Annotated in this window: 23 protein-coding genes; 7 read left to right on the top strand and 16 right to left on the bottom strand. The window is 48.3% G+C overall.

Going from position 1 to position 22,199, the window contains the following annotated elements; genetic code table 11:
• Positions 1-153 precede the first annotated feature (153 nt).
• On the top strand, positions 154-396 hold the full coding sequence (locus K3G25_RS06270) for a DUF2627 domain-containing protein (protein WP_014418340.1): 243 nt from the start codon (positions 154-156) through the stop codon (positions 394-396).
• A gap of 29 nt (positions 397-425) precedes the next feature.
• Here the strand turns inward: K3G25_RS06270 and prpB are convergent, their stop codons facing one another.
• The 10 genes from prpB to ytaF all read right to left on the bottom strand — a co-directional run bounded on the left by prpB (position 426) and on the right by ytaF (position 10,001).
• The gene (gene prpB / locus K3G25_RS06265; protein ID WP_022552985.1) at positions 426-1,331 is read right to left on the bottom strand and encodes a methylisocitrate lyase; all 906 of its coding nucleotides are present in this window, start codon (positions 1,329-1,331) and stop codon (positions 426-428) included.
• Between the two features lie 18 nt (positions 1,332-1,349).
• On the bottom strand, positions 1,350-2,777 hold the full coding sequence (locus K3G25_RS06260) for a bifunctional 2-methylcitrate dehydratase/aconitate hydratase (protein ID WP_017418115.1): 1,428 nt from the start codon (positions 2,775-2,777) through the stop codon (positions 1,350-1,352).
• A 25-nt stretch (positions 2,778-2,802) separates the two neighbouring features.
• Entirely contained in the window at positions 2,803-3,900 is a 1,098-nt protein-coding gene (gene mmgD, locus K3G25_RS06255; RefSeq protein WP_007612474.1) for a citrate synthase, read from the bottom strand.
• 23 nt (positions 3,901-3,923) lie between these two features.
• Positions 3,924-5,057 (bottom strand): acyl-CoA dehydrogenase, encoded by a 1,134-nt coding sequence (locus K3G25_RS06250; protein ID WP_014418343.1) that lies wholly within the window; start codon positions 5,055-5,057, stop codon positions 3,924-3,926.
• Between the two features lie 29 nt (positions 5,058-5,086).
• Positions 5,087-5,938 (bottom strand): 3-hydroxybutyryl-CoA dehydrogenase, encoded by an 852-nt coding sequence (locus K3G25_RS06245; RefSeq protein WP_029973895.1) that lies wholly within the window; start codon positions 5,936-5,938, stop codon positions 5,087-5,089.
• Between the two features lie 19 nt (positions 5,939-5,957).
• Entirely contained in the window at positions 5,958-7,139 is a 1,182-nt protein-coding gene (locus tag K3G25_RS06240) for an acetyl-CoA C-acetyltransferase (protein ID WP_017418118.1), read from the bottom strand.
• A gap of 141 nt (positions 7,140-7,280) precedes the next feature.
• Entirely contained in the window at positions 7,281-8,018 is a 738-nt protein-coding gene (locus K3G25_RS06235; protein WP_015240188.1) for a glycerophosphodiester phosphodiesterase, read from the bottom strand.
• Positions 8,019-8,105: 87 nt separating this feature from the next.
• Complete coding sequence (locus K3G25_RS06230; RefSeq protein ID WP_029973894.1) at positions 8,106-8,732, bottom strand: N-acetylmuramoyl-L-alanine amidase family protein; 627 nt, start codon at positions 8,730-8,732, stop codon at positions 8,106-8,108.
• A 19-nt stretch (positions 8,733-8,751) separates the two neighbouring features.
• On the bottom strand, positions 8,752-9,069 hold the full coding sequence (locus K3G25_RS06225; protein ID WP_014721488.1) for a hypothetical protein: 318 nt from the start codon (positions 9,067-9,069) through the stop codon (positions 8,752-8,754).
• A 308-nt stretch (positions 9,070-9,377) separates the two neighbouring features.
• Entirely contained in the window at positions 9,378-10,001 is a 624-nt protein-coding gene (ytaF, locus tag K3G25_RS06220; RefSeq protein ID WP_029973893.1) for a sporulation membrane protein YtaF, read from the bottom strand.
• A gap of 146 nt (positions 10,002-10,147) precedes the next feature.
• Between ytaF and K3G25_RS06215 the strand changes: the two genes are divergently transcribed.
• From K3G25_RS06215 to alr, 6 genes are all read left to right on the top strand, one after another.
• A complete protein-coding gene (locus K3G25_RS06215) occupies positions 10,148-10,780 on the top strand; it encodes a helix-turn-helix domain-containing protein (protein ID WP_014418348.1) in 633 nt (210 codons plus the stop codon).
• Between the two features lie 290 nt (positions 10,781-11,070).
• Positions 11,071-11,208, top strand: coding sequence for a hypothetical protein (locus tag K3G25_RS06210; RefSeq protein WP_014470646.1), 138 nt, complete (start codon positions 11,071-11,073; stop codon positions 11,206-11,208).
• Positions 11,209-11,301: 93 nt separating this feature from the next.
• Positions 11,302-12,420: an NADH-dependent flavin oxidoreductase gene (locus tag K3G25_RS06205; protein WP_029973892.1), complete on the top strand. Its 1,119-nt coding sequence runs from the start codon at positions 11,302-11,304 to the stop codon at positions 12,418-12,420.
• A 125-nt stretch (positions 12,421-12,545) separates the two neighbouring features.
• Positions 12,546-12,758: a spore germination protein gene (locus tag K3G25_RS06200; RefSeq protein WP_029973891.1), complete on the top strand. Its 213-nt coding sequence runs from the start codon at positions 12,546-12,548 to the stop codon at positions 12,756-12,758.
• A gap of 125 nt (positions 12,759-12,883) precedes the next feature.
• Positions 12,884-13,096: a spore germination protein gene (locus tag K3G25_RS06195; protein WP_014418351.1), complete on the top strand. Its 213-nt coding sequence runs from the start codon at positions 12,884-12,886 to the stop codon at positions 13,094-13,096.
• Between the two features lie 174 nt (positions 13,097-13,270).
• Complete coding sequence (alr, locus tag K3G25_RS06190; protein ID WP_021494302.1) at positions 13,271-14,452, top strand: alanine racemase; 1,182 nt, start codon at positions 13,271-13,273, stop codon at positions 14,450-14,452.
• A gap of 147 nt (positions 14,453-14,599) precedes the next feature.
• On the opposite strand, the gene spo0A is transcribed toward alr, so the two are convergent.
• From spo0A to dxs, 6 genes are all read right to left on the bottom strand, one after another.
• Complete coding sequence (gene spo0A / locus K3G25_RS06185) at positions 14,600-15,400, bottom strand: sporulation transcription factor Spo0A (RefSeq protein ID WP_003153177.1); 801 nt, start codon at positions 15,398-15,400, stop codon at positions 14,600-14,602.
• 280 nt (positions 15,401-15,680) lie between these two features.
• On the bottom strand, positions 15,681-16,961 hold the full coding sequence (gene spoIVB, locus K3G25_RS06180; RefSeq protein WP_038461527.1) for a SpoIVB peptidase: 1,281 nt from the start codon (positions 16,959-16,961) through the stop codon (positions 15,681-15,683).
• Positions 16,962-17,124: 163 nt separating this feature from the next.
• Positions 17,125-18,855: a DNA repair protein RecN gene (gene recN / locus K3G25_RS06175; RefSeq protein WP_007408359.1), complete on the bottom strand. Its 1,731-nt coding sequence runs from the start codon at positions 18,853-18,855 to the stop codon at positions 17,125-17,127.
• A gap of 31 nt (positions 18,856-18,886) precedes the next feature.
• The gene (gene ahrC / locus K3G25_RS06170) at positions 18,887-19,336 is read right to left on the bottom strand and encodes a transcriptional regulator AhrC/ArgR (protein ID WP_003153173.1); all 450 of its coding nucleotides are present in this window, start codon (positions 19,334-19,336) and stop codon (positions 18,887-18,889) included.
• Positions 19,337-19,432: 96 nt separating this feature from the next.
• Positions 19,433-20,278, bottom strand: a complete 846-nt coding sequence (locus tag K3G25_RS06165; protein ID WP_007612503.1) for a TlyA family RNA methyltransferase — start codon at positions 20,276-20,278, stop codon at positions 19,433-19,435.
• The gene (gene dxs / locus K3G25_RS06160; protein WP_017418124.1) at positions 20,275-22,176 is read right to left on the bottom strand and encodes a 1-deoxy-D-xylulose-5-phosphate synthase; all 1,902 of its coding nucleotides are present in this window, start codon (positions 22,174-22,176) and stop codon (positions 20,275-20,277) included. The genes K3G25_RS06165 and dxs overlap by 4 nt, the downstream gene beginning before the upstream one ends.
• Positions 22,177-22,199: the final 23 nt, after the last annotated feature.

The raw sequence follows: 22,199 nt of genomic DNA, 5'->3' as shown, positions 1-22,199 counted from the left end.
CCCGATACCCCTTTATATGAAAAAATTTGCACACCTGTATTTTCCGTTGCAATAATTTGCACAACCCCTATGTTACCACGTTTTGATCTCTTGACAAAATATTTTTTCGATTGGACAATAAAGGAAATCATATCGTAAAGGGGTTTTCTGAATATGAGCCGGCTTGTTGCGCTTTTGATTTTGGTCCTCCCCGGCGCTGTCGCGGCGCTCGGCATTAAGCTGATGAGAGATGCATTATTCGGGCATGTGTTTTCCCCGTTTCCGTCCCTTTTTCTTCAGGGGGCGGCCGGTTTGGCGTTTTTTTTGTTCGGCCTTTATGTTCTGGCCGGGTTTATTTTGTACAGAGATCGGAAACGCAATCAAGTCAGCCCGCGGTTCAGGAAAAAAAAGCTGTAAAAAAAGCCCTTGCAAAAAAAAGGGCTTTTTCAGTCGTCCGGCAGTATCGTTTTGGCAATGGATTGATCCAGTTCTTCATAGTCATCGTAAGCGATCGTTTCATATAATTCTTTTCTCGTCTGCATATCTGAAAGCCCCTCTTTTTGCGAGCCTTCTTCTTTCAGAAGGCGGAAAATACGCTCAAAAGCCTTGGCCGCCGTTCTGAGTGACGTGACCGGGTAAATGACCATCTGACAGCCCATATCGGAAAATTCATCAGCACTGTAATACGGCGTTTTTCCGAATTCAGTCATGTTAGCGAGAATCGGCACACTGATTTGTTTGGAAAACGCTCTGAATTCACTTTCGGATTGGAGCGCTTCCGGAAAAACAGCGTCAGCACCCGCTTTTATATAAGCGGACGCCCTTGTTAATGCCCCCTCCAGCCCTTCCTGCTGTCTGGCGTCTGTTCTCGCAACAACAAGAAGGGTCGGCGCGGCCCGCTTGACCGCTTGGATTTTTTGCGCCATTTCTTCAATCGGCACGAGCTGCTTCCCATTCAGATGTCCGCATTTTTTCGGCAGGCGCTGATCCTCCATCTGGACGGCGGCCGCGCGCGCTTCATACATTTCTTTCGCCGTCCGGGCGGCATTCAGCACTCCTCCGAAACCCGTGTCAATATCGACAAGGACGGGCAGATCAGACGAGCGGACCAGATCTTTAACCCGTTCAGCCATTTCCGCCGACGTGATGATCCCTAAATCGGGCAGCCCTCTGCTCGCCGTGTAAGCCGCGCCTGATAAATAAAGAGCCGAAAACCCCGTTTTCTTGGCGATAAGAGCGGCCATCGCATCGTGAGCGCCGGGGATCTGCAATAGATCCGGCGCTGCCATCAGCGTACGGAACCGCTCTGCAAGCTCCTCTTGAGACGACTGCTCGCTGACGATCCACGTCATGTTTGTCACCCTCCTATTTTATACGAGAAATAAGTCCATAAATTCACTAACGCTGAGCTTCTGCATTCGGCCGCTATGTTCGCAGGCCTCTTCGATTTTTCGCTGCTGCTTCAATGAAAAATGAGTGCTGATGTTTGCTGAAAACTTGGCAAGAATCTTCGGAACGGCTTCTTTTCTGCGGAACCGGTGTCCGAGCGGGTATTCACATTCAATCCGTCCCGTAGCCGTGCCGTCTGTAAAATGCACCTGTACGGCATTTGATATGGATCGCTTATTCGGGTCTAAGTAATCTTTTGAGTACGCTTTGTGTTCCGTCACCTCCATTTTGCTCCGCAATGTATCAATTCGCGGGTCAGACGCCGTTTCCTCTTCATAATGATCCGCCGTGATATCTCCGAAAAGCAGCCCGATTGCCGTAATATACTGGAGGCAGTGATCCCGGTCAGCCGGATTGTGAAGCGGCCCTTTTTTATCGATAATCCGGATTGCCGACTCATGGGTCATAATCGTGATCCTATCAATGTCTTCAATGCGGTCTTTCACCTCCGGATGAAGCCGGACCGCGCATTCCGCCGCTGTCTGGGCGTGAAATTCAGCCGGGTAGGATACTTTAAATAAAACATTCTCCATCACATAGGACCCAAGCGGGCGGGCAAGCTTCATTTCCTGCCGGTTAAACAGTACGTCTTGAAATCCCCACCCAGATGCGGTCAGAGCCGTCGGGTACCCCATTTCACCTTTTTGCGCCATAAGGGCCAAATATACGCCTCTGCTCGTCGCGTCGCCGGCCGCCCATGATTTGCGTGATCCGGTGTTCGGCGCATGACGATACGTTCTGAGGCTTGAATTATCAATCCAAGCGTGAGATACGGCGTTATTGATTTCCTCTCTTGAGCCGCCCAGCATTTGTGCGCAAACAGCCGCAGTCGCCACTTTCACAAACAGCACATGGTCAAGCCCCACTCTGTTTAAGCTGTTTTCCAAAGCGAGAATTCCTTGAATTTCGTGCGCTTTGATCATTGCGCAAAGCACATCGCGCACGATAAGCGGTTCTTTCCCTTCTGAAATCCGCACTCTGGATATATAATCCGCACAAGCCAATATGCCTCCGAGATTGTCAGACGGATGACCCCATTCCGCAGCAAGCCACGTATCATTATAATCGAGCCACCTGTTGATACAGCCGATATTAAAAGCAGCCGTGACAGGGTCTAAAACAAAAGGCGTGCCCGGGACTCTGCTGCCGTTGGGCACGGAGGTTCCCGGGACAATCGGGCCGAGCAGCTTTGTACATTCGGGATAGCTGAGCGCCAAAATTCCGCAGCCTATCGTATCAAGAAGCACATGTCCTGCCGTAGTGAATGCTTCTGAACTGTCAATCTCCTGATGGAGCACGTAGTCAGAAATCTCTTCGATTACAGCGTCCATTCGGCGGGGTTCTGTCATGTTTTCATCTTCCTTTCTCATCTGTTTACAGGCGCGCTCCGGTATAGCGGACACGCGGGCGGAAAAGCCGGTTTCGGCTGTGCTGTTCAATAACGTGGGCGCACAGTCCGACCGTCCGTGCGCTGAAGAATATAGGCGTGTACAGCGGGATCGGGATGCCAAGCATGTAATAGACCGGCGCTGCGTAGTAATCTAAATTCGGATAAAGGCCTTTTTTCTCCCTCATGACGGTTTCACCGGCTTCACACATATTATAAAGACGGAAATCACCTGAAAGATCAGACAGCTTTTTTAACGCTTCTTTCATCATGAGCGCCCTCGGGTCCATTTTTTTCATGTAGACACGGTGGCCGAAGCCCATGATTTTTTCTTTGTTTGCGAGTTTTTGAGTTAACAATTGTGTAAACCCGTCTGTATCCTTCGCTTCTTCAAGCATGTACATAACCGCTTCGTTCGCGCCGCCGTGAAGGTTTCCTTTAAGCGAGGCGACGGCTCCGGTCAGCGCGCCGTAAATATCCGATTGCGTCGAAGCAATGACACGGGCCGTAAACGTTGAGTTCGGCAATTCATGCTCACTGTATAAAAGAAGCGACCGGTCGAAGATTTCTTCTTCCAAAGATGACGGCGTTTTTCCGGTAATCATATATAAAAAGTTTGCGCTGTATGATAAGGTTCCGACCGGCGCCAAAGGCTCCAGCCCGTTGATGACTCGATAGCTGTTGACCGTCAGATTCGGCATTTTGCCTATCAGTCCGCGTACGCGGTGCTGATTTACGGAAGATGAACGGTCATCGATGTCCTTGTCAAAGCCTCCAAGGGCGGACAAACCCGTCCTCAGTCCGTCCATCGGGTGAGTATGTTCGGGCAGCAGACGGCATATGTGCAAGATTTCCTCGGGAAGATGTCCGCCGCGCCGAACGTCTTCTTCAAGCGCCGCCTTCTCTTTCGCATCAGGAAGTCTGTCTTCCAATAAGAGATGAACAATGTCCATATAGCCGGCCGTTTTAGAAAGCTCAATCAGATCGTGGCCTTTGATTAAAATACTGCCCTGCTGTGTATCCAGGAAAGAAATCCCCGTTTCCACCGCAATGACGCCATCTAAACCGGGAGAATAAGATTCCATGGTTTCGCTCCTTTGCGCACTTTTTATTGAAGAAGATACTTAGAAATAATCAGCCTTTGAATCTCATTGGTTCCTTCATAGATTTGCGTGACTTTCGCATCCCGAAATAAACGCTCCGCGGGATATTCTTTCATATAGCCGTAGCCGCCGTGAATCTGCACAGCCTCCACCGCCGCTTTCATCGCCGCATCGGACGCGAATTGCTTCGCCATAGACGCTTCTTTTCCGCACGGAAGCCCTCGCTGATACAGATCAGCAGCATGATAGACCAATAATTTGGCAGCTTCCGCATTCGTCGCCATGTCAGATAATTTAAATGAAACGGCCTGATTCGAAGCGATGGGTCTGCCGAACTGGCTGCGGGTTTTGGCGTACTCCACCGAGCAGCCGAGCGCCGCTTCGATAATCCCGAGCGCCTGAGCCGCTATGCCGATCCGTCCGACGTCAAGGTTTTTCATGGCGATTGAAAAGCCCTCGCCCTCTTCGCCGAGCCGGTTTTCAATCGGAATTTCCGCTTGGTCAAACTGCAATTCGACAGTATTGGAACCTAACAATCCGAGCTTTTTTTCTTTTTTTCCGACAGAAAAACCGGGTGTGTTTTTTTCAACGATAAACGCGGAAATCCCCTTTCTCCCCTTACCCGGATCGGTTATGGCGAATGTCAGATACAGATCTGCCGCTCCGCCGTTTGTAATAAAGATTTTTGAACCGTTCAGAATATATGAACCGCCTTTTCGCACGGCCGTTGTTTTCAGGCTTCCCGCATCAGATCCGGATTGAGGCTCAGTAAGCGCAAACGCCCCAATATATTCGCCCGCTGCCAGCTTCGGAATATACGTTTGTTTTTGGGCTTCTGTCCCGAAATGCAAAATCGGGATTGTCCCTACCGATGTGTGGACGGATAAAATGACGCCGACGGCCGCGCTGACTTTTGATATTTCATGAATCGCTAAAATGTAAGATGTTGTATCAGCACCCGCCCCGCCGTAAGCTTCCGGGACGGGAATGCCCATCAATCCCGCTTCGCCCATTTTTTTAATCAGCCGCTCCGGAAATTCATCTGTTGATTCCATGAGCTCAACCACCGGCGCGATTTCCTTGCGGGCAAAATCACGCACCATTTTTCTCATCATGATGTGCTCTTCTGTAAAATGCATGGCTGCCGTCTCCCCTCATGATCTTTACGTCATCTGCCGTACTCATAAAAACCGCGCCCGCTTTTTTTGCCGAGCCAGCCGGCGCTGACATATTTTCTGAGCAGAGGGCATGGGCGGTATTTCGGATCTCCGAGCCCCGCATAGAGAACCTCCATAATGGAAAGGCACGTATCCAGCCCGATGAAGTCAGCTAATGTTAAAGGACCCATCGGATGCCGCATGCCGAGCTTCATCACCTCATCAATCGCTTCCTTTGAAGCTGCTCCTTCGTAAAGGCAATAAACGGCTTCGTTAATCATCGGCATTAATATGCGATTAGATATAAAGCCCGGGAAGTCATTGACTTCGACAGGGGTTTTATTCATCCGGACGGCAAGCTTCTTTACTGTTTCCGCTGTTTCTTCCGATGTGGCGAGTCCTCTGATGACTTCGACAAGCTCCATGACAGGAACCGGATTCATAAAATGCATGCCGATTACTTTTTCAGGCCTTTTTGTGGCCGCGGCAAGCTCCGTAATGGGAAGAGAAGACGTATTGCTTGCCAATACGGCATGCGGGGGACAGATTTTATCTAGTGTGTCAAACAATTCCGCTTTTGCTTTTTTGTTTTCGGCAATGGCTTCAATAACAAAATCAGCATCTCCCGCTTCTCTGAGTTCTGCCGGGGAAATACGGCTGAAAGCGGCATCTATCTCCTGCTGTGACTTCCGTCCTTTTGCCTGCTCTTTCTCCAGGTTTGCCTTTATGCGGTGAAGACCTTTTGTTACCGTTTCCGGCTCCCAATCGTATAACTTGACGGCAAACCCGGCTTCTGCAGCCGTCTGAGCGATGCCTGCTCCCATCTGACCGGCACCTGCGACCATGATTGTTTTCATCTTCATCCGGCGCTCCCTCCTTTGATCAGTACACCTCCAGCAGGACGGCATCTCCTTGAGCCGCTCCGCTGCATATAGCCGCTATGCCTAAACCTCCTCCGCGACGCTTTAATTCGTATATTAAACTCATGATGATTCTCGCTCCGCTTGCGCCGATCGGGTGGCCGAACGCGATTGCCCCTCCGTTTACATTCACTTTCTCCCGGCTGAACCCGGCTATTTTTTCACTCACGAGCACGACGGACGCAAATGCTTCATTTACTTCAAACAAATCAATATCGTCAACGGACAGTCCGGTTTTTGTCAAGAGCCGGCTGATGGCCTCTCCCGGGGCGCTTGCCAGCTCGGACGCTTCCAGTCCGACTGACGCAAAGCCAAGTATCGCTGCGAGCGGCCTGACATGCTGCTTCGCGGCTTTTTCCTCTGACATCAGCACAAATGCTCCGGCCCCGTCATTTACACCGGGAGCGTTTCCGGCTGTAACCGTTCCGTCGGCTGTAAAAATTGGCTTGAGCGCTGCAAGCTGCTCAAGGCTCGTATCAGGGCGCAGCCCCTCATCCGCTTCAACAGTATGCTGTTTGCCTTTTTTGCCAGTCCAGGTGACAGGGACAATTTCTTCACGCAATTTGCCCGCTTCAGACGCCTCTGCCGCGCGTTTCTGGCTCAAAAGAGCGTAATGATCCTGTTCATCCCGGGAAATGCCGTACTTTTTGGCCGCAGTGCTTCCGTGGACAGCCATATGCACCTGGTCGAACGCACAGGTCAGCCCGTCATGAACCATTAAATCCTGAAACACCCCGTCCCCCATCCTCACACCCCAGCGGCCGGCCGGAATGGCGTACGGAATGTTGCTCATGCTTTCCATTCCGCCTGCAATCAGCACGTCCGCATCTTTCGCCCGGATCATTTGATCACAGATGGTAACGGCTCTGAGCCCTGATGCACAGACCTTATTAATGGTTTCAGCCGGAACGGACCACGGAAGCCCGGCATATCTTGCAGCCTGCCGTGCCGGAATCTGCCCGGCACCCGCCTGGACGACCATTCCCATCACCGCTCCTTCCGCTTCGCTTTCACTGATAGCGGCGCGCTTGATTGCTTCTTTTATGGCAATGCCGCCAAGCTCGGCTGCCTTTACCTCTTTTAATGCGCCGCCGAATTTTCCGAACGGCGTTCTTGCCGCACTGACGATAACCGTTTTTCCCACAATTTTGCCTCACTTTCAACAAGATAAAAGATAACGCTTACACAAAACGCCCTGTTACAATATATGAACCGGCTGACCGCGTTATGATTGCACCGTCTTTTTCCCGCCCATAAAAAAAAGAAGACTGTCTGAACAGTCTTCTCAGCTGCGGCATTCTTCTTTTATAGAAACAGCCAGCTTTGGATAATCGGTAAAAATCGCGTCTGCTCCCGCTTTCATCAGCTGCTTCATATCCTCAGGACGATTGACGGTGAACGGACGGAGCGCCGCTTGGTGTTTTGCAAGATGTTTGATCACTTCAGCGCTCACCGCCGGCGTACCGAGCTTCGGATGATAACCCGAAGCGGGAATGGCTGCAAGATACCGTTCAGGCCGGTACAGCACATCCATTGTCAGCACCGCCCGTTCAATTTCAGGCGCCAGGGCGTGGCAAACCGCGAGACTCTCATGATTAAATGAAGAAAAAATAACGCGCTTTTCCAGTCCGTAATATCTGACTTTTTTAATCACTTCTTCTTCCATTCCTTCGTAACGGAATACACTGTTTTTCAGCTCAATGTTTATCAGAAAATCAGCACGTTCCGCAAAACGCAGCACATCTGACAAAAGCGGAATTCTGACACCTTTAAAAGCATCTTTCCATTTTCCGGCGGCATCGGCGGTTCTGATTTTGTCATACGCCGTATCTTTCACAAATCCTTTCAAAGACGTCGTGCGGTCGAGGGTTTCATCGTGAATGACCACGATGCGGCCGTCTTTTGTCATCTGTACATCAAGTTCAATTCCGTCAGCCCCGTCCTCAATCGCTTTTTTGAACGCGGGCATCGTATTTTCCGGGCAGTCGCCCGACGCCCCCCGGTGGGCAAAAATATTCGTCATATGTGTCACCTCAGGTGTTTGTCATCGGTTTTCTCTATTATAATCGTTATGCACATAAGGAGGGCGCTATTTACACATATTTTATAATTACCGGCCGCTGTAATAGGTTTCGATTCCGTTTACAACGGCGTCCGCGGCGTGCTCTTGTCCGTTATCGCTTTTCAGCTTGTCCGCATCTTGAGGATTTGTGATAAAACCTAATTCAGCCAGCACACTCGGCATCTTTGAATATGTAATGACATAAAAAGGAGCTTCTTTTACGCCTCTGTCCCTCATCCCTAAAGACGTGACAAGCTGCTGCTGGATGTCGGAAGCAAGCCTTTCGCTGTCTGCGCCTTCATATGTCGAATTAAAATACGTTTCCGTGCCCGTTGCCGTTGATACGGCTGAATTCGTATGGAGGCTGACGAATAAATCGGATTGGCTGGCGCTTGCTTTCGCCACCCGCTCGTCCAAACGTAAAAAAGTATCGTCAGTCCTTGAAGCTACAGGTTTTGCGCCTTCTGTCTCCAATTTGGCGATCACCTTGTTTGACACCGCTAAATTGATGTTTTTCTCAAGCAGTCCATTTCCGCCAGCCCCGCTGTCTTCTCCGCCATGTCCGGCATCGATATAAATGGTTTTCCCTTGCAAAGGTTCAGCTGCATAAGCAGACGGCGCAAGCAGAAGCAGAGCGGCACCGAAGGCAGCAGCGCTTTTTGTCAGTAAACCCACGTTTTTTTCCTCCCCGTTTTCACATATCTGTTTCTTTTTTCAGTTCCTCAAGCCGTAATTGTCCGTTGCTCTCTTTTTTATAGGTGATTTGCACCGCCGTATGTTCAGGCAGAGACTGACATTCAAACCGCTTGGCGAAAGGCACCTTCACCTCTTGCCTTTCTCCGTCAATTTCGACCGCGATTGTATCGTTTCCGGCCGCTTTTATAAATGTTCCTTCCTGTGTAAATGACGGCGCCGCATCAGCCTCCGCGGTATACTCGCAGCCTGATAACAGCCATGCGGTGAAGATCAGAAGTATGACAGACTTCACACAGATCACCTCACGTTTTCTCATTCGGCTTTATCTTTGAACAGAATGGCCGATTTGTAAAGGGAGCCTTCATTCCTCCAGCGCTTTTACATATTTGGAATGAAGGCTATCTGGCCTGCTGTTTACCTGAACTTAGAAAGAAAACAAGCTGATCAGTCTATGAAAAAGGTTCTGTCTGAAGGCCGAATATGCAGAATTTAACGGAAACGGACGACTTTCTGTTCATTTTGAAAAAATATCAGATCGGCAAAAAAAGAGAGCCGCGTCATGCGCTCTCCCGAATAGAAACATTCATATTTATTTTGAGCTTTTCATAAAATGAACGGGACAACTTAAAAGAGCAGCGTATTGGCAGCAATGATGAGAATAATCACTCCGCTCAGCACCGTACTGAACTGTCCGACGTGAAAAGAACCGATGCGCAATGATGCGGCTTTTTTTCCAAGCGAGCAGCCGACCCATATGGTCAAAAAGCTTCCGACCGCCGCAGTGATGGAAATGGCAGCGGGAGAAAGCCCGATCAACCCCGCGCTTAATCCGTTGGTCAGCGCATTTGCGGATACGGCCACCCCGAGAACCATGGATTCCAATATACCGATTTCTCCCGAACCGTCGGCATCCGCTGCCTCCGGATTTTGCAGCAGACCGGCAAAACGGGCTTTTTTTCCTGACGCGCCAACACGCGCTGTTTTTCTCGGCACAGCCAGCAGAATGATGCGGATACCGATGACAGATAAAATAAACGCCCCCAGCAATACAGGAAGAAAGCCCGGTAAAACGGCTGAAATCCATTTGCCGAAATAAATTCCGATATAACTGAATACAAAACAGATAAAAGCGATCATCATATTCGACGCATGCGATATTTTGATTTTTCTGATGCCGTATGACATCCCCACTCCTAAATTATCAATGCTCGAGGACACTGCCAAACCTAAAATCAATAACCAAGCCATGTTCGTTTCTCTCCATTCTTTGATGTCTTTTCAACATGTTGTGCCGTTGAATCTACACTATCCTATTCAGCAGCACAGAAAAGGTACCTTTTCTGCAAAAATTATTGATTAATGATCATCATTCCGGCGGAAACGAGGTGACACCCTTGACAGAAAATAAAAATAAGACACTGGGGCCCCTTTTAAAATCACTGCTTGATAAGCACTCGCTCTCCATGAGAAAACTCGGCGCCTTAACAAACATTGATACGGCCACCATCTCCCGGATTATAAACGGAAAACAGAAGGCCAATTTAAAGCATCTTCAGGAATTTTCAAAACATCTCCGCACCCCGCTGGAGGAATTGCTTGAGGCGTCAGGCATAGACATCGGCCATGAAAAAGAAGCTGCGCCGCAAGACCCGATGCACGCGATTCAGGATATGCTGAATATGGCCGAGATGTTTGATCAGCCTTTTTCCCGGGAGCAAATTGAACGCGAACTGACCAGATATGAACAATATGCCAAAACCCAGCAAGGCCATCGCCTGATTTGCGATGAGTTTCAAAAGAAAATGGACAATGAAGAAAGCGTCGGCCCTTTTATTGATCATTTGAAAAACATGCATCATCAGTATATGGATGAATCAACACCGGCTGAAGACCGCGCGATTCTCGGGAGCGCGCTGCTGTATTATATTTTAGCGACCGACGTCATTCCGGATTACATGTTTCCGATCGGCTACCTGGATGACGCCATCGCCGTTCAAATCGCTTTGAACCGGCTGAAAAAAAAGTAAAGGCGCTTAAAAAAGCGCTCTTTTTGTGTTGAAAAATATGAAACACCGCATTACGGTTTTGTCAAAACAGAGACAGCTGTCATATGATACATCAACCTAACAAAAAGGAGGGTGTCTTCTATGGACAGCAACACAGTTGTGGCAGTGTGCGCTCTGTTAAGTGTTGTGATTCAGATCGGAACGATATTCGCCGCAGGAAAGTGGAAAAAAGAATAAACAAATTGACGGTTTTTTCGCACAAGCGTATGCTTATAAATAACCTTGTAAAAGATAAGAAAGAAGATATGCATATGAAAAAAATCATTCTCCTCTTCGCCGCCGCTGTCATATTCAGCTCGATCGGCCATCAAATTTCAGGAGGATATAAAGATCCTGAAAAAGAACGGAGAAAACCGTTTCATTCGTTTAAATGGTTCAGCCGGTCATAACCTCAGGAAGAAGAACAAGCAAAATAATTGCACACAATTAAAACATAAGCTAGAATACGGACGAGTTAAACTCCTAAGGAAGAAGGCGAAATGATGAAGCAAACTTATAAACCGCTGTTTGAACCTTTTACGTTCGAAAGCGGCGTCACCATACCAAACCGTATTTCAGTCGCACCCATGACACACTATTCATCAAATGATGACGGAACGATTTCCGACCGTGAATTAAGCTACATTACTCCCCGTTCAAAAGAAATGGGCATGGTCATTACGGCATGTGCAAACGTAACGCCAGACGGCAAAGCGTTTCCAGGCCAGCCCGGCATCTATGATGATTCTCACATTCCCGGCTTGAAAAAACTCGCTCAGGCGATCCAGTCTCAAGGAGCGAAAGCCGTTGTGCAGATTCACCACGGAGGATTGGAATGCCCTCCTGAACTCGTGCCAAACAACGACGTCGTCAGTCCGAGCGGCTCAGAAGAAGACGGGAGACAAACGTCCCGGGCTCTCACCGAACAAGAAATTGAGCACATCGTGAAAGCATTCGGCGAAGCGACACGCAGAGCGATTGAAGCCGGCTTTGACGGTGTTGAAATTCACGGGGCAAACGGGTACCTGATTCACCAATTTTATTCACCGAAAACAAACCGGCGCACAGACCGCTGGGGCGGAAGCGATGAAAAGCGCCTTGCGTTCCCGCTTGCAGTCGTTAACGCTGTCAAACAGGCAATTGATACACACGCTGAAAATCCATTCGTTCTCGGCTACCGCCTGTCACCGGAAGAGCCGGAAACACCGGGGCTTACAATGAAAGAAACATTCATTCTCGCCGACGCGCTTGCGGAAGAGAACTTGGATTATCTGCATATTTCACTGATGGATGTCAATTCCAAAGCCCGCCGCGGGGCGGATACTTCACGGACCCGGATGGATTTATTAAACGAACGCGTCGGCCATAAAGTGCCGCTGATGGCCGTCGGTTCCATCTATACCGCGGACGAAGCGCTTGCCGTATTAGAAAGCGGAATTCCGCTGGTGGCTCTGGGACGTGTCATTTTGATTAACCCCGAATGGGCGGTACTGGTCAAAGAAGGCCGCGAACAGGAAATCGAAAAAGCCATTCAAGCATCTGAAATTGAGAAATACCGACTTCCTGAACCGTTATGGGAAATGATTCAGAATACAGGCGGCTGGGTGCCGTTTGAAAAGTAGACTAAAAAACTGCCGGATGTCCGGCAGTTTTTTTGATTCACAAGTTTTTACCGCTTTGTTTACTCCTATTTCTAACACACAGCGTACATATAGTAAATAGATTAATAGAAAGGAGACCGTATATGATGGCTGGTTTTCCTATTACGATTAACAGTCTTTCCGGAAACGGGGTTGTCAATGTCGGCGGTGCGTTTTCGATAAGTCCTTTAACCGTATCAAAAACCGTCTACGGCTCAGGAGGGGGAAATACAGGGTTGGTCCTGCAAATGAATCAATCCAGTACATCTCAATCTTCAAGCTCTCAATACTCTGATCAAAATGTAACGAAAACACTATGACATCCCCATTTCCCTCCCTTTCCGGCTGGCAGCAGCCGGATTCTTTTTGCCGTTTTGTTTAATCTTCTTCCATATCACAGCGTACATATAGTTAGTAGACTGTGAGAGAAAGGAGAAAAAATAGAATGAGCGGTTGCCCGATTACGATAAACAACGTATCAGGAAACGGAGTTGTCAATGTTGGCGGCGCCATATCCATCAGTCCGCTGACTGCATCAAAAACCGTTTTCGGTGCCGGAGGGGGAAATATCGGCATTGTCATTCAAAACAATGCTGTGAGCCACACCAAAATGTTTGAACATCAATTTTCAGATCAGAATATTGTAAAGTCAATTTAAGGGCTGACAAGCAGCCCTTTCAGCATAAATAAAGCAGGCTCACTGATTTCCCGAAAGCTAGATTTTTAAACATCAGCGATCACCTTCCCTTGTTTTGAATGATTTCAGTTCAAGATGAATAGAATGCAGATTGAAAGCGAGTACTGAATCTCATTAAGGAAAGAAGGAATCGTGATGAAAAAACTTTGCCGGGAAGTTTGGATTGAAGTTGACCTTGATGCGATAAAAAAGAACGTACGGGCGATCCGCCGCCATATTCCGAATACGTCTAAAATTATGGCCGTCGTAAAAGCGAACGCTTATGGCCACGGGTCTGTGGAAGTAGCGCGGCAGGCACTGGAAAGCGGGGCGAGCGAGCTCGCTGTCGCCAGCGTCGAAGAGGGAATTGTGTTACGGAGAGCGGGAATTACGGCACCTATTCTTGTGCTCGGCTTCACAGCTCTCAGCTGTGTGAAAAAATCTGCCGTTTGGAACATAACATTATCAGCGTTTCAGGTCAGCTGGATCAAAAAAGCGAATCGGATATTGGAAAAAGAAGCAGATTCGAAACGGCTGTCCATTCATATCAATGTGGATACCGGAATGGGCAGGCTGGGTGTGCGTACGGAAGAAGAACTTTTAGCAGTGGTGAAAGCGCTCAAGTCGAGTACATACCTGTCATGGGATGGCATCTTTACACATTTTTCAACAGCGGATGAACCGGACACTGAGCTGACGATGCTGCAGCATGAAAAGTTTATCAGCTTTCTCCGCTTTTTAAAAAATCAGGACATTACGCTGCCTACCGTGCATATGTGCAATACAGCCGCCGCTATCGCATTCCCGGAATTCAGCGCCGACATGATCCGTTTAGGCATTGGGTTATATGGTTTATATCCGTCCGCCTCGATAAAGGAACTGAACCTCGTGGATCTCACACCCGCACTAAGTTTAAAGGCGCGTATCGCTTATGTGAAAGCCATGGTGACAGATCCCCGAACCGTCAGTTATGGCGCCACATATATCGCCGAACCGGGTGAAATCATCGCGACGATTCCGATCGGCTATGCTGACGGTTACTCCCGCGCCCTGTCCAACCGCGGGTTTATTCTTCACCGCGGCAGACGGGTGCCGGTGGCGGGGAGAGTGACAATGGATATGATCATGGTCAGTTTAGGTGAGAATGAGGGCAAACAAGGAGAAGAAGTCGTCATCTACGGTAAACAACAAGGAGCCGAGATTTCCGTTGATGAAATTGCCGAAATGCTCGGTACGATCAGCTACGAAGTCTTATCTGTGTTAAGCCGCCGCGTCCCCCGCTTTTATTTCAGAGACGGCAAAATCATTAAAATATCAGCTCCGGTATTATATGTGTAGACGTCATAGACCCCGCATTTATGTATAAAACAAGTACCGGCGTGGGTGATTCCTATTGTTTTCGTCAGCAAAATTTCAAAACGCCTTCTCTTCCGCGTTCATGCACGGAAAAGAAGGCGCGAAAAAGACATTTAGCCAAAAGCTTTGTTACGAAGCTTTATGCTCCAATCTCAGCTTGTCAGCAACCATCGCGATGAATTCTGAATTGGTTGGTTTTGCTTTTGTCATGCTTACCGTATATCCGAACAGTGAAGAAATGGAATCAATATTTCCCCTGCTCCATGCGACTTCAATGGCGTGGCGGATGGCCCGTTCTACACGGCTTGCGGTCGTGTTGAATTTTTTGGCGATGTCGGGATAAAGGACTTTTGTGATGCTGCCGAGGAGTTCAATATCGTTATACACCATGGAAATGGCTTCACGCAAATAAAGATAGCCTTTGATATGGGCAGGCACACCGATCTCATGGATAATGCTTGTAATGCTGGCATCGAGATTTTTCCGCTTCGGCTCCGGCTGGCTGCGGATAATGCTGCTTTGCGCGGACGGCGCACGGTGTGTGACACTGCTGACATTTCCGCTTACCTGGCGGATATGGCCGACAAGGTTTTCCATATCAAACGGCTTCAGGATGAAATAGGACGCGCCTAAATCGACGGCTTTTTTCGTAACGTCTTCCTGACCGAATGCCGTCAGCATGATGACGTTCGGCTGCTTCTCGAGCTCTGATTCCCGCAGACGCTCCAAAACCGCAAGTCCGTCCAGATGCGGCATGATAATGTCTAAAACGAGTACATCAGGATTCTTATCTTTAAACAAAGAAAGACATTCCTGTCCGTTATAAGCAACGCCGATCACTTCCATATCATCCTGTCCCTCTATATATTCACTCAACAGGCTTACAAGCTCTCGATTATCATCAGCAACACAAACTTTAATTTTCTCCACGTTTCTTCCTCCCCCAATGTATTAACAGGACGCAACCCATTTGACTGCTACATGTTACATTCGACAAAACCACTACTTCCCCTTTTAAAAAATCCATATTTACCAATAATAGTGGTATATCTTTGTTTTTCTAGCATTTTCTAGGTTTTTCGACTAAAAATTAAGTTTGACAAATCAGGAAACGTGAATTTGTCGAAAAATCTTCATGTCTTATTTTACATGAATCCAGGAAAGAAGTGAAGAACGCATCACATAAAAAAACTGCCGGATCATCCGGCAGTCAGCTTGCTTTGTCTTTCCCGTAAACATCAACACCCGCTTCAGGCAGCATCCATTCGATATGAACGCCGTAGCCGCTTGTCGGATCATTGACAAATACGTGGGTTACGGCTCCGACGACCTTTCCGTTCTGGATGATCGGGCTTCCGCTCATCCCCTGAACGATTCCGCCGGTTCTTTTCAGCAGTTTCGGATCTGTCACTTTCAACACCATTCCCTTTGTCGCCGGGAATTTTTGCGGCGTGGTGCTGACGATTTCAATATCAAATTTCTCTACTTTATCGTTTTCAATAACCGTCAGCATTTGCGCAGGTCCTTTTTTCACTTCATTTGACAAAGCAATCGGAAGCGCTTTGTCGGAAATGTTGTTTTTAATCGGCTGATGCAATGTCCCGAAAATGCCGAACGGGCTGTTGCGGTTAATATCGCCGATCGTTTTCCGTTCTGACGAAAACCTTGCCAGTTTTTCGCCGGGATTGCCGCCTTTTCCTTTTTCAATCGATGTTACAGTTGAACGGACGATTTCTCCGTCTTCTACAACAATCGGTTTTTTTGTATCCATATCAGAGATGACGTGGCCCAATGCGCCGTATTTTTTTGTTTTCGGTTCAAAAAATGTCATGGTGCCGATGCCGGCTGCCGAATCGCGGATATAAAGGCCGATTCGATATTTCCCCTCGGCTTCGTCCTTTGTCGGAATCAGCTTTGTTTTGATTTTTTGCTTATCGCGTTTCACCAATAAATCCAAAGATTCACCGGTTTTGCCCGCTTTTTGAATAAACGGGGCGATATCGCTCATTTTTTCAATTTTATGTCCGTTCATTTTAATAATGATGTCGCCAGATTCAATTCCCGCTTGTTCTCCCGGAGACTTTTTCCCATCCTTTGTCATCACCTGGTGAAAGCCGACGACCAAAACACCGACTGAATGCAGTTTTACACCGATGGACTGTCCGCCCGGAATGACCTTCAATTCTGGAAGGACACGCACTTTCGTTTTTTTAATGGGAAACCCGGCAAGATCATATACTACTTCTGACCGGCCTTGTGTTTGCCCTGTTATGTTTGCATGGCCGTGCTCTTCTTTCAGCGTAAAGGCTTCTGATAATTCGCCCTTTTCAGCGCTTATTGATGCATTGACCGGAACGGCTTGTGTCTGGTTTTCAAAGACGCTCATTTCTGACGGTATCAGTAAATATTCTTTAAACGGCTTAAAAAAGCCTACACTTAGTAAAGAAACAAGGAGAATTACACCTATTGCTTTCCTCATGTTATCGTGCATTCATTCCTTCACTCTCCTCGCTCCTATCCCACACCACTTTCTTTTTCTGCTACATCTATACTTTTGCCTTCCTGCGCTTGATTTATAACCGGCATACGAAGAAAAACATTGGATACACTGTTAGAGAAATGGAACAAAAAAATAAGCTGCCTGTATCAGCAGCTTATCCTGTCGTTTTTACCTGTCCGGCCTGTTTTAAAAGCTCTTGTGCATGCCGTTTTGTCAGATCGGTCACTTCAACGCCCGCAATCATGCGGCCGATTTCCGCTACCTTGTCCTGTTTGGAAAGCGGCGTGACATGCGTTGTCGTCCGGCCGTCTTTGAATTCTTTTGCGATCAGAAGGTGCGTATCCGCCATGGCGGCAACCTGCGGCAGGTGTGTAATGCAGAGCACCTGTGAACCGGTCGATACTTTATGGATTTTTTCCGCGATGGCTTGGGCAACCCGCCCGCTTACACCGGTGTCCACTTCGTCAAAGATGATGGAGGTGACATCCTGCTGGGAAGAAAAAATACTCTTCATCGCCAGCATCACCCGTGAAAGCTCGCCTCCGGAAGCGACCTTTGACAGCGGTTTTAAAGGCTCACCGGTGTTTGTTGAAATTAAAAACTTCACAAGGTCAATCCCCTTTTGGGTAAGCTGCACGGGCTGCCCGTTAACAACCGGCGCTTCACTTGCTGACGGATCGGTTTTCACGAGAAATTCCGTATCAAACGTTGATTTGCCCATATACAGACTTTTTAATTCCTGATGAATCGCTTCCGCCAGTTTCTTAGCCCAAGCTTTTCTGATTTTTGATAAATTGGCGGCTTCTACGGCCACATCTTTGCCGACCGACTCCAGTTCCTTCTTCAGCGCTTCAAGGTGGCTGTCGCGGTTCTCGATTTGATCGATTTCCTCTTCTATTTTGGAGCCGTATTCCAAAATGTCTTCTACCGTCGCTCCGTATTTGCGCTTCAGCTGTTTAATCTCGTTTAAACGGGTTTCAATAAAATTCAGCCGTTCCGGGTCATATTCCAGATCATCTAACAGATTGCGCATCTGAAAGGTGGCATCCTCCAGCAGATAATAGGAACTTGACACGCTTTCTGACAGCTTTTGCAGCGGTTCATTGATATCCGAAATATCTTCAAGCTGGGCAGAGGCCATTCCGACCCAGTCAAGCCCCCCCTGCTCGCTGCGGAGCGCATTATAGGCGTTTTGCAATGATTCATAAATTTTTTCAAAGTTGGATATCTGCTTCCGCTCTTCCTGAAGAAGCTCGTCTTCATTCAATTCAAGCTTCGCCGACTCGATTTCTTCAAGCTGAAATTGAATCAGGTCTAACCGATGCGCCATTTCCTGCTCGCTTTCTGACAGCTTCTTCACTTTTTTGAGCAGCTTCATATAACGCTCATAGCCTTCATGGTAAGCCTGAAGCGCGGATTCGGCCTCAGCGCCCGCAAACCTGTCCAACAGCTCTAAGTGTTTATCGTCCTCCATTAACAGCTGGTTATCATGCTGTCCGTGAATATCTAATAAAAGTCTGCCGATTTCCCTTAAAGCCGCAATCGTCACTAATTTTCCGTTGACACGGCAGACGCTTTTTCCTCCGGCATTGATGTCCCTTCTCATGACAATCATGTCGTCAGATGCGTCTATTCCCTGCTCACGGCATACTTCAAACACGGGATGACCGCTGTCCAATAGAAACAGTCCTTCAAGCTCGGCCTTTGTTTCACCGTAACGGACAAATTCAGACGAGCCGCGGCCGCCGACTAATAGGGAAACGGCGTCTATAATAATTGACTTGCCGGCCCCTGTTTCTCCCGTCAGGACGGTGAGCCCCCGCTCAAACGAAATCGTCAGTTCCTCTATAATGGCAAAGTTTTTTATTGATAGTTCAGCTAACAAACAGCATTCCACCTTTTATCTGATAATTACGCTACAGCAGCTCCAAAAGACGGCTTTGTACGCCTTCTGTATCTTCAGGCGTCCTGCAGATGATTAAAATCGTGTCATCTCCGCAGATCGTTCCCATGATTTCTTCCCATTCGAGATTATCCATCAGAGCGCCGATTGCCTGAGCATTCCCCGGCATCGTTTTTAATACGATCATATGGCTTGCTGAGTCAATTTTTACGAACGCATCCATTAATGAACGCTTCAGTTTTGACAGCGGATTGAACCGCTGATCCGCCGGCAGGCTGTATTTGTAGGAGCCGTTGTTCGTCGGCACCTTTACGAGATGCAGCTCTTTAATGTCTCTGGAGACAGTCGCCTGAGTTACCTTATATCCTTCTTCTCTCAGCATGTCAACTAAGTCATCCTGCGTTTCAATCTCATGGCTTGTAATAAGCTCTCTGATTTTTATATGCCTTTGGCCTTTTGTCATATAAGCACCTCTGTTTTCAAGCTGTTCTTGTCATTATGTTAACCGCTTCTTGATAAAAAGTACATGATGGCAGAAAAAAGGAATAATAGCCCCCTATTATTCCGGTACATCTGTCTTTTTGGCTTTTAATGTTTCATGTGCTTCGCGGACGGTACGGAGAATGTCTTCTTCCGGCAGTTCAGCGCCGTTTCCGTCTTCTCCGCCCCATTCCAAATGAAGCAGAAACTCAATATTGCCGTCTCCCCCTGTAATCGGTGAGAAGGACAGTCCTTTCACTGTATATCCTTCAGAAGCGGCAAATTGATTCATGCGGCGGAGAACGTCAGTATGAACGCCTGGATCTCTGACAATGCCTTTTTTTCCGACGGATTCCCGTCCGGCTTCAAATTGCGGCTTCACCAGTGCGATACAATCGCTCCCCGGTACAAGCAGCGTTTTTAAAACCGGCAGAATGAGGCGGAGTGAGATGAAAGAAACATCGATTGTCGCAAATTCCGGCAAACCCTCTGTGAAATCGGAAGGCTCGGAATAGCGGAAATTCGTCCGTTCCATGACGACGACCCTCTCGTCCTGTCTGAGCTTCCAAGCAAGCTGATTATAGCCGACATCCACTGCGTAGGACCGCTCGGCTCCGTTTTGGAGGGCGCAATCCGTGAATCCCCCTGTAGACGAGCCGATGTCAATCATCGTTTTGCCTTTTACCGAGACGGGAAACACTTCCAGGGCTTTTTCAAGCTTTAATCCGCCTCTGCTGACGTATTTAAGAGGGTTTCCTTTTACCGTTAACGGAAGATCCCGGGCGATTTTTTCACCCGGTTTGTCCAATCGGTTTTCATTTGAGTATACGATGCCCGCCATAATGGCGCGTTTCGCTTTTTCCCGCGTTTCCGCAAGGCCTTTTTCTACAAGAAGTACATCTAATCGTTCTTTTTTTGCTGTCATGATCCAATTCCTTTATGTGTCTTCGGCGGCATCAGCAGTTTGATCCGGTTCATAACCTCAGCCTTCGTGAGACCGATTTCTTCAAGCAGGGCGGTTACGCTGCCGTGTTCAATAAACCGGTCTGGGATGCCCATTCTGTCAATCGGTGTATGATACATGCCGAGGTCATGAGCGAATTCGAGAATCGTGCTGCCGAATCCGCCTTCAAGCACGGCTTCTTCTATCGTTAAAATCGGCAGACCTTCATTAAGAATGGCCTTCATCATTTGTTGATCAATCGGTTTTATGAACCGCGCATTCACGACACGCACGGACAGGCCTTCTTTTTGCAGTTCTTCAGCCGCTTCCAGCGCCATTTCAATGGTCGTACCGAATGTTAAAATGACCGCGTCTTTTCCGGGACGGAGCACTTCCCATGTTCCGATCGGAATGGTTTTCAGCTCTTTATCCATCTTTACGCCGAGTCCGTTTCCGCGCGGGAAGCGCATCGCGATCGGACCTTCCTCATAATTAAGGGCTGTATTGACCATATGGCGGCCTTCATTTTCATCCTTCGGCATCATTAAAACGAGGTTCGGTATATGCCGCAAAAAGGCGATGTCAAAAACGCCTTGATGCGTCTCCCCGTCAGCGCCGACCAAACCGGCGCGGTCAATGCCGATAAATACATTCGCGTTTTGACGGCAGATGTCATGGACGACCTGATCGTACGCCCGCTGCAAAAAGGTCGAATAAATCGCAAGAAACGGCTTCATGCCTTGGAGCGCCATTCCAGCCGCCATCGTCGCCGCATGCTGTTCTGCGATTCCGACATCAAACATGCGTTCAGGGAATTCTTTCGCAAACCCTTCCAGTTTGGAGCCGACCGGCATGGCCGGTGTAATCGCGACAATTCTGTCATCCTCGCGCGCCAGCTCCTGCACGGTGCCGCTGACAAGTCCGCTCCATGAAGGCGCCGCGGCTTTCGGCTTGACGAAATCACCCGTATTGATTTTATACGGACCCGTTCCGTGCCATGTGCCGATTGTGTCGGTCTCAGCCGGTTTATAGCCTTTGCCCTTTTTCGTGATGACATGTAACAGGACAGGGCCTTTCGTTTTTTTGGCGTATTGCAGGTTTTCAAACAGTTCGTGGTAGGAATGACCGTCAACCGGGCCTAAATACGTAAAGCCCAGCTCTTCAAAAAACATGCCTGACACAAGCATATATTTCAAACTGTCTTTTATCCGTTCCGCTGTGGCGGCCAATTTTCCGCCGACGGCCGGGATGCGCTTAAATAAATATTCAAGCTCGTCTTTTACCCATTGATATTTGCCGGCAGTCCGAAGCCGTCCCAGCATAGAATGAATCGCCCCGACATTCGGCGCAATACTCATCTCATTATCATTCAGGATGACGATCATGTCTTTTTTCTCATCACCGATATGGTTCAGCGCTTCAAGCGCCATTCCTCCGGTTAAAGCGCCGTCTCCGATAATCGGGATGATATATTCCTTCGATCCTTTAATATCACGGGCCGCAGCCATTCCCATCGCGCCTGAGAGCGAGGTTGAGCTGTGGCCTGTTTCCCATACGTCATGTTCGCTTTCGCTGCGTTTCGGGAAACCGCAAAGCCCTTTATATTGGCGCAAGGTTTCAAACTCCTTACCGCGTCCGGTTAACAGTTTATGAACATAGGACTGATGTCCGACATCCCATAAAAATTTATCTTTCGGACTGTCAAATTCTTTGTGAAGCGCAATTGTCAGCTCGACAACCCCGAGGTTCGGCCCGATATGGCCGCCAGAGGCAGACAGCGATGTGATGAGGAAATTGCGGATCTCCTCACTCAGCTCTTCCAGCTCTTCAATTGACATCTTTTTAAGAAATGACGGGTCCTGTATTGATAAAAGATCCAAAGCGGATCAACTCACTTTCAGCA

It is taken from the genome of Bacillus sp. FCW2, assembly GCF_021228595.1.
GTDB lineage: Bacteria > Bacillota > Bacilli > Bacillales > Bacillaceae > Bacillus > Bacillus velezensis.
Note: the sequence above shows the minus strand (reverse complement) of the source record. Positions and strands in the feature narration are given on the sequence as shown.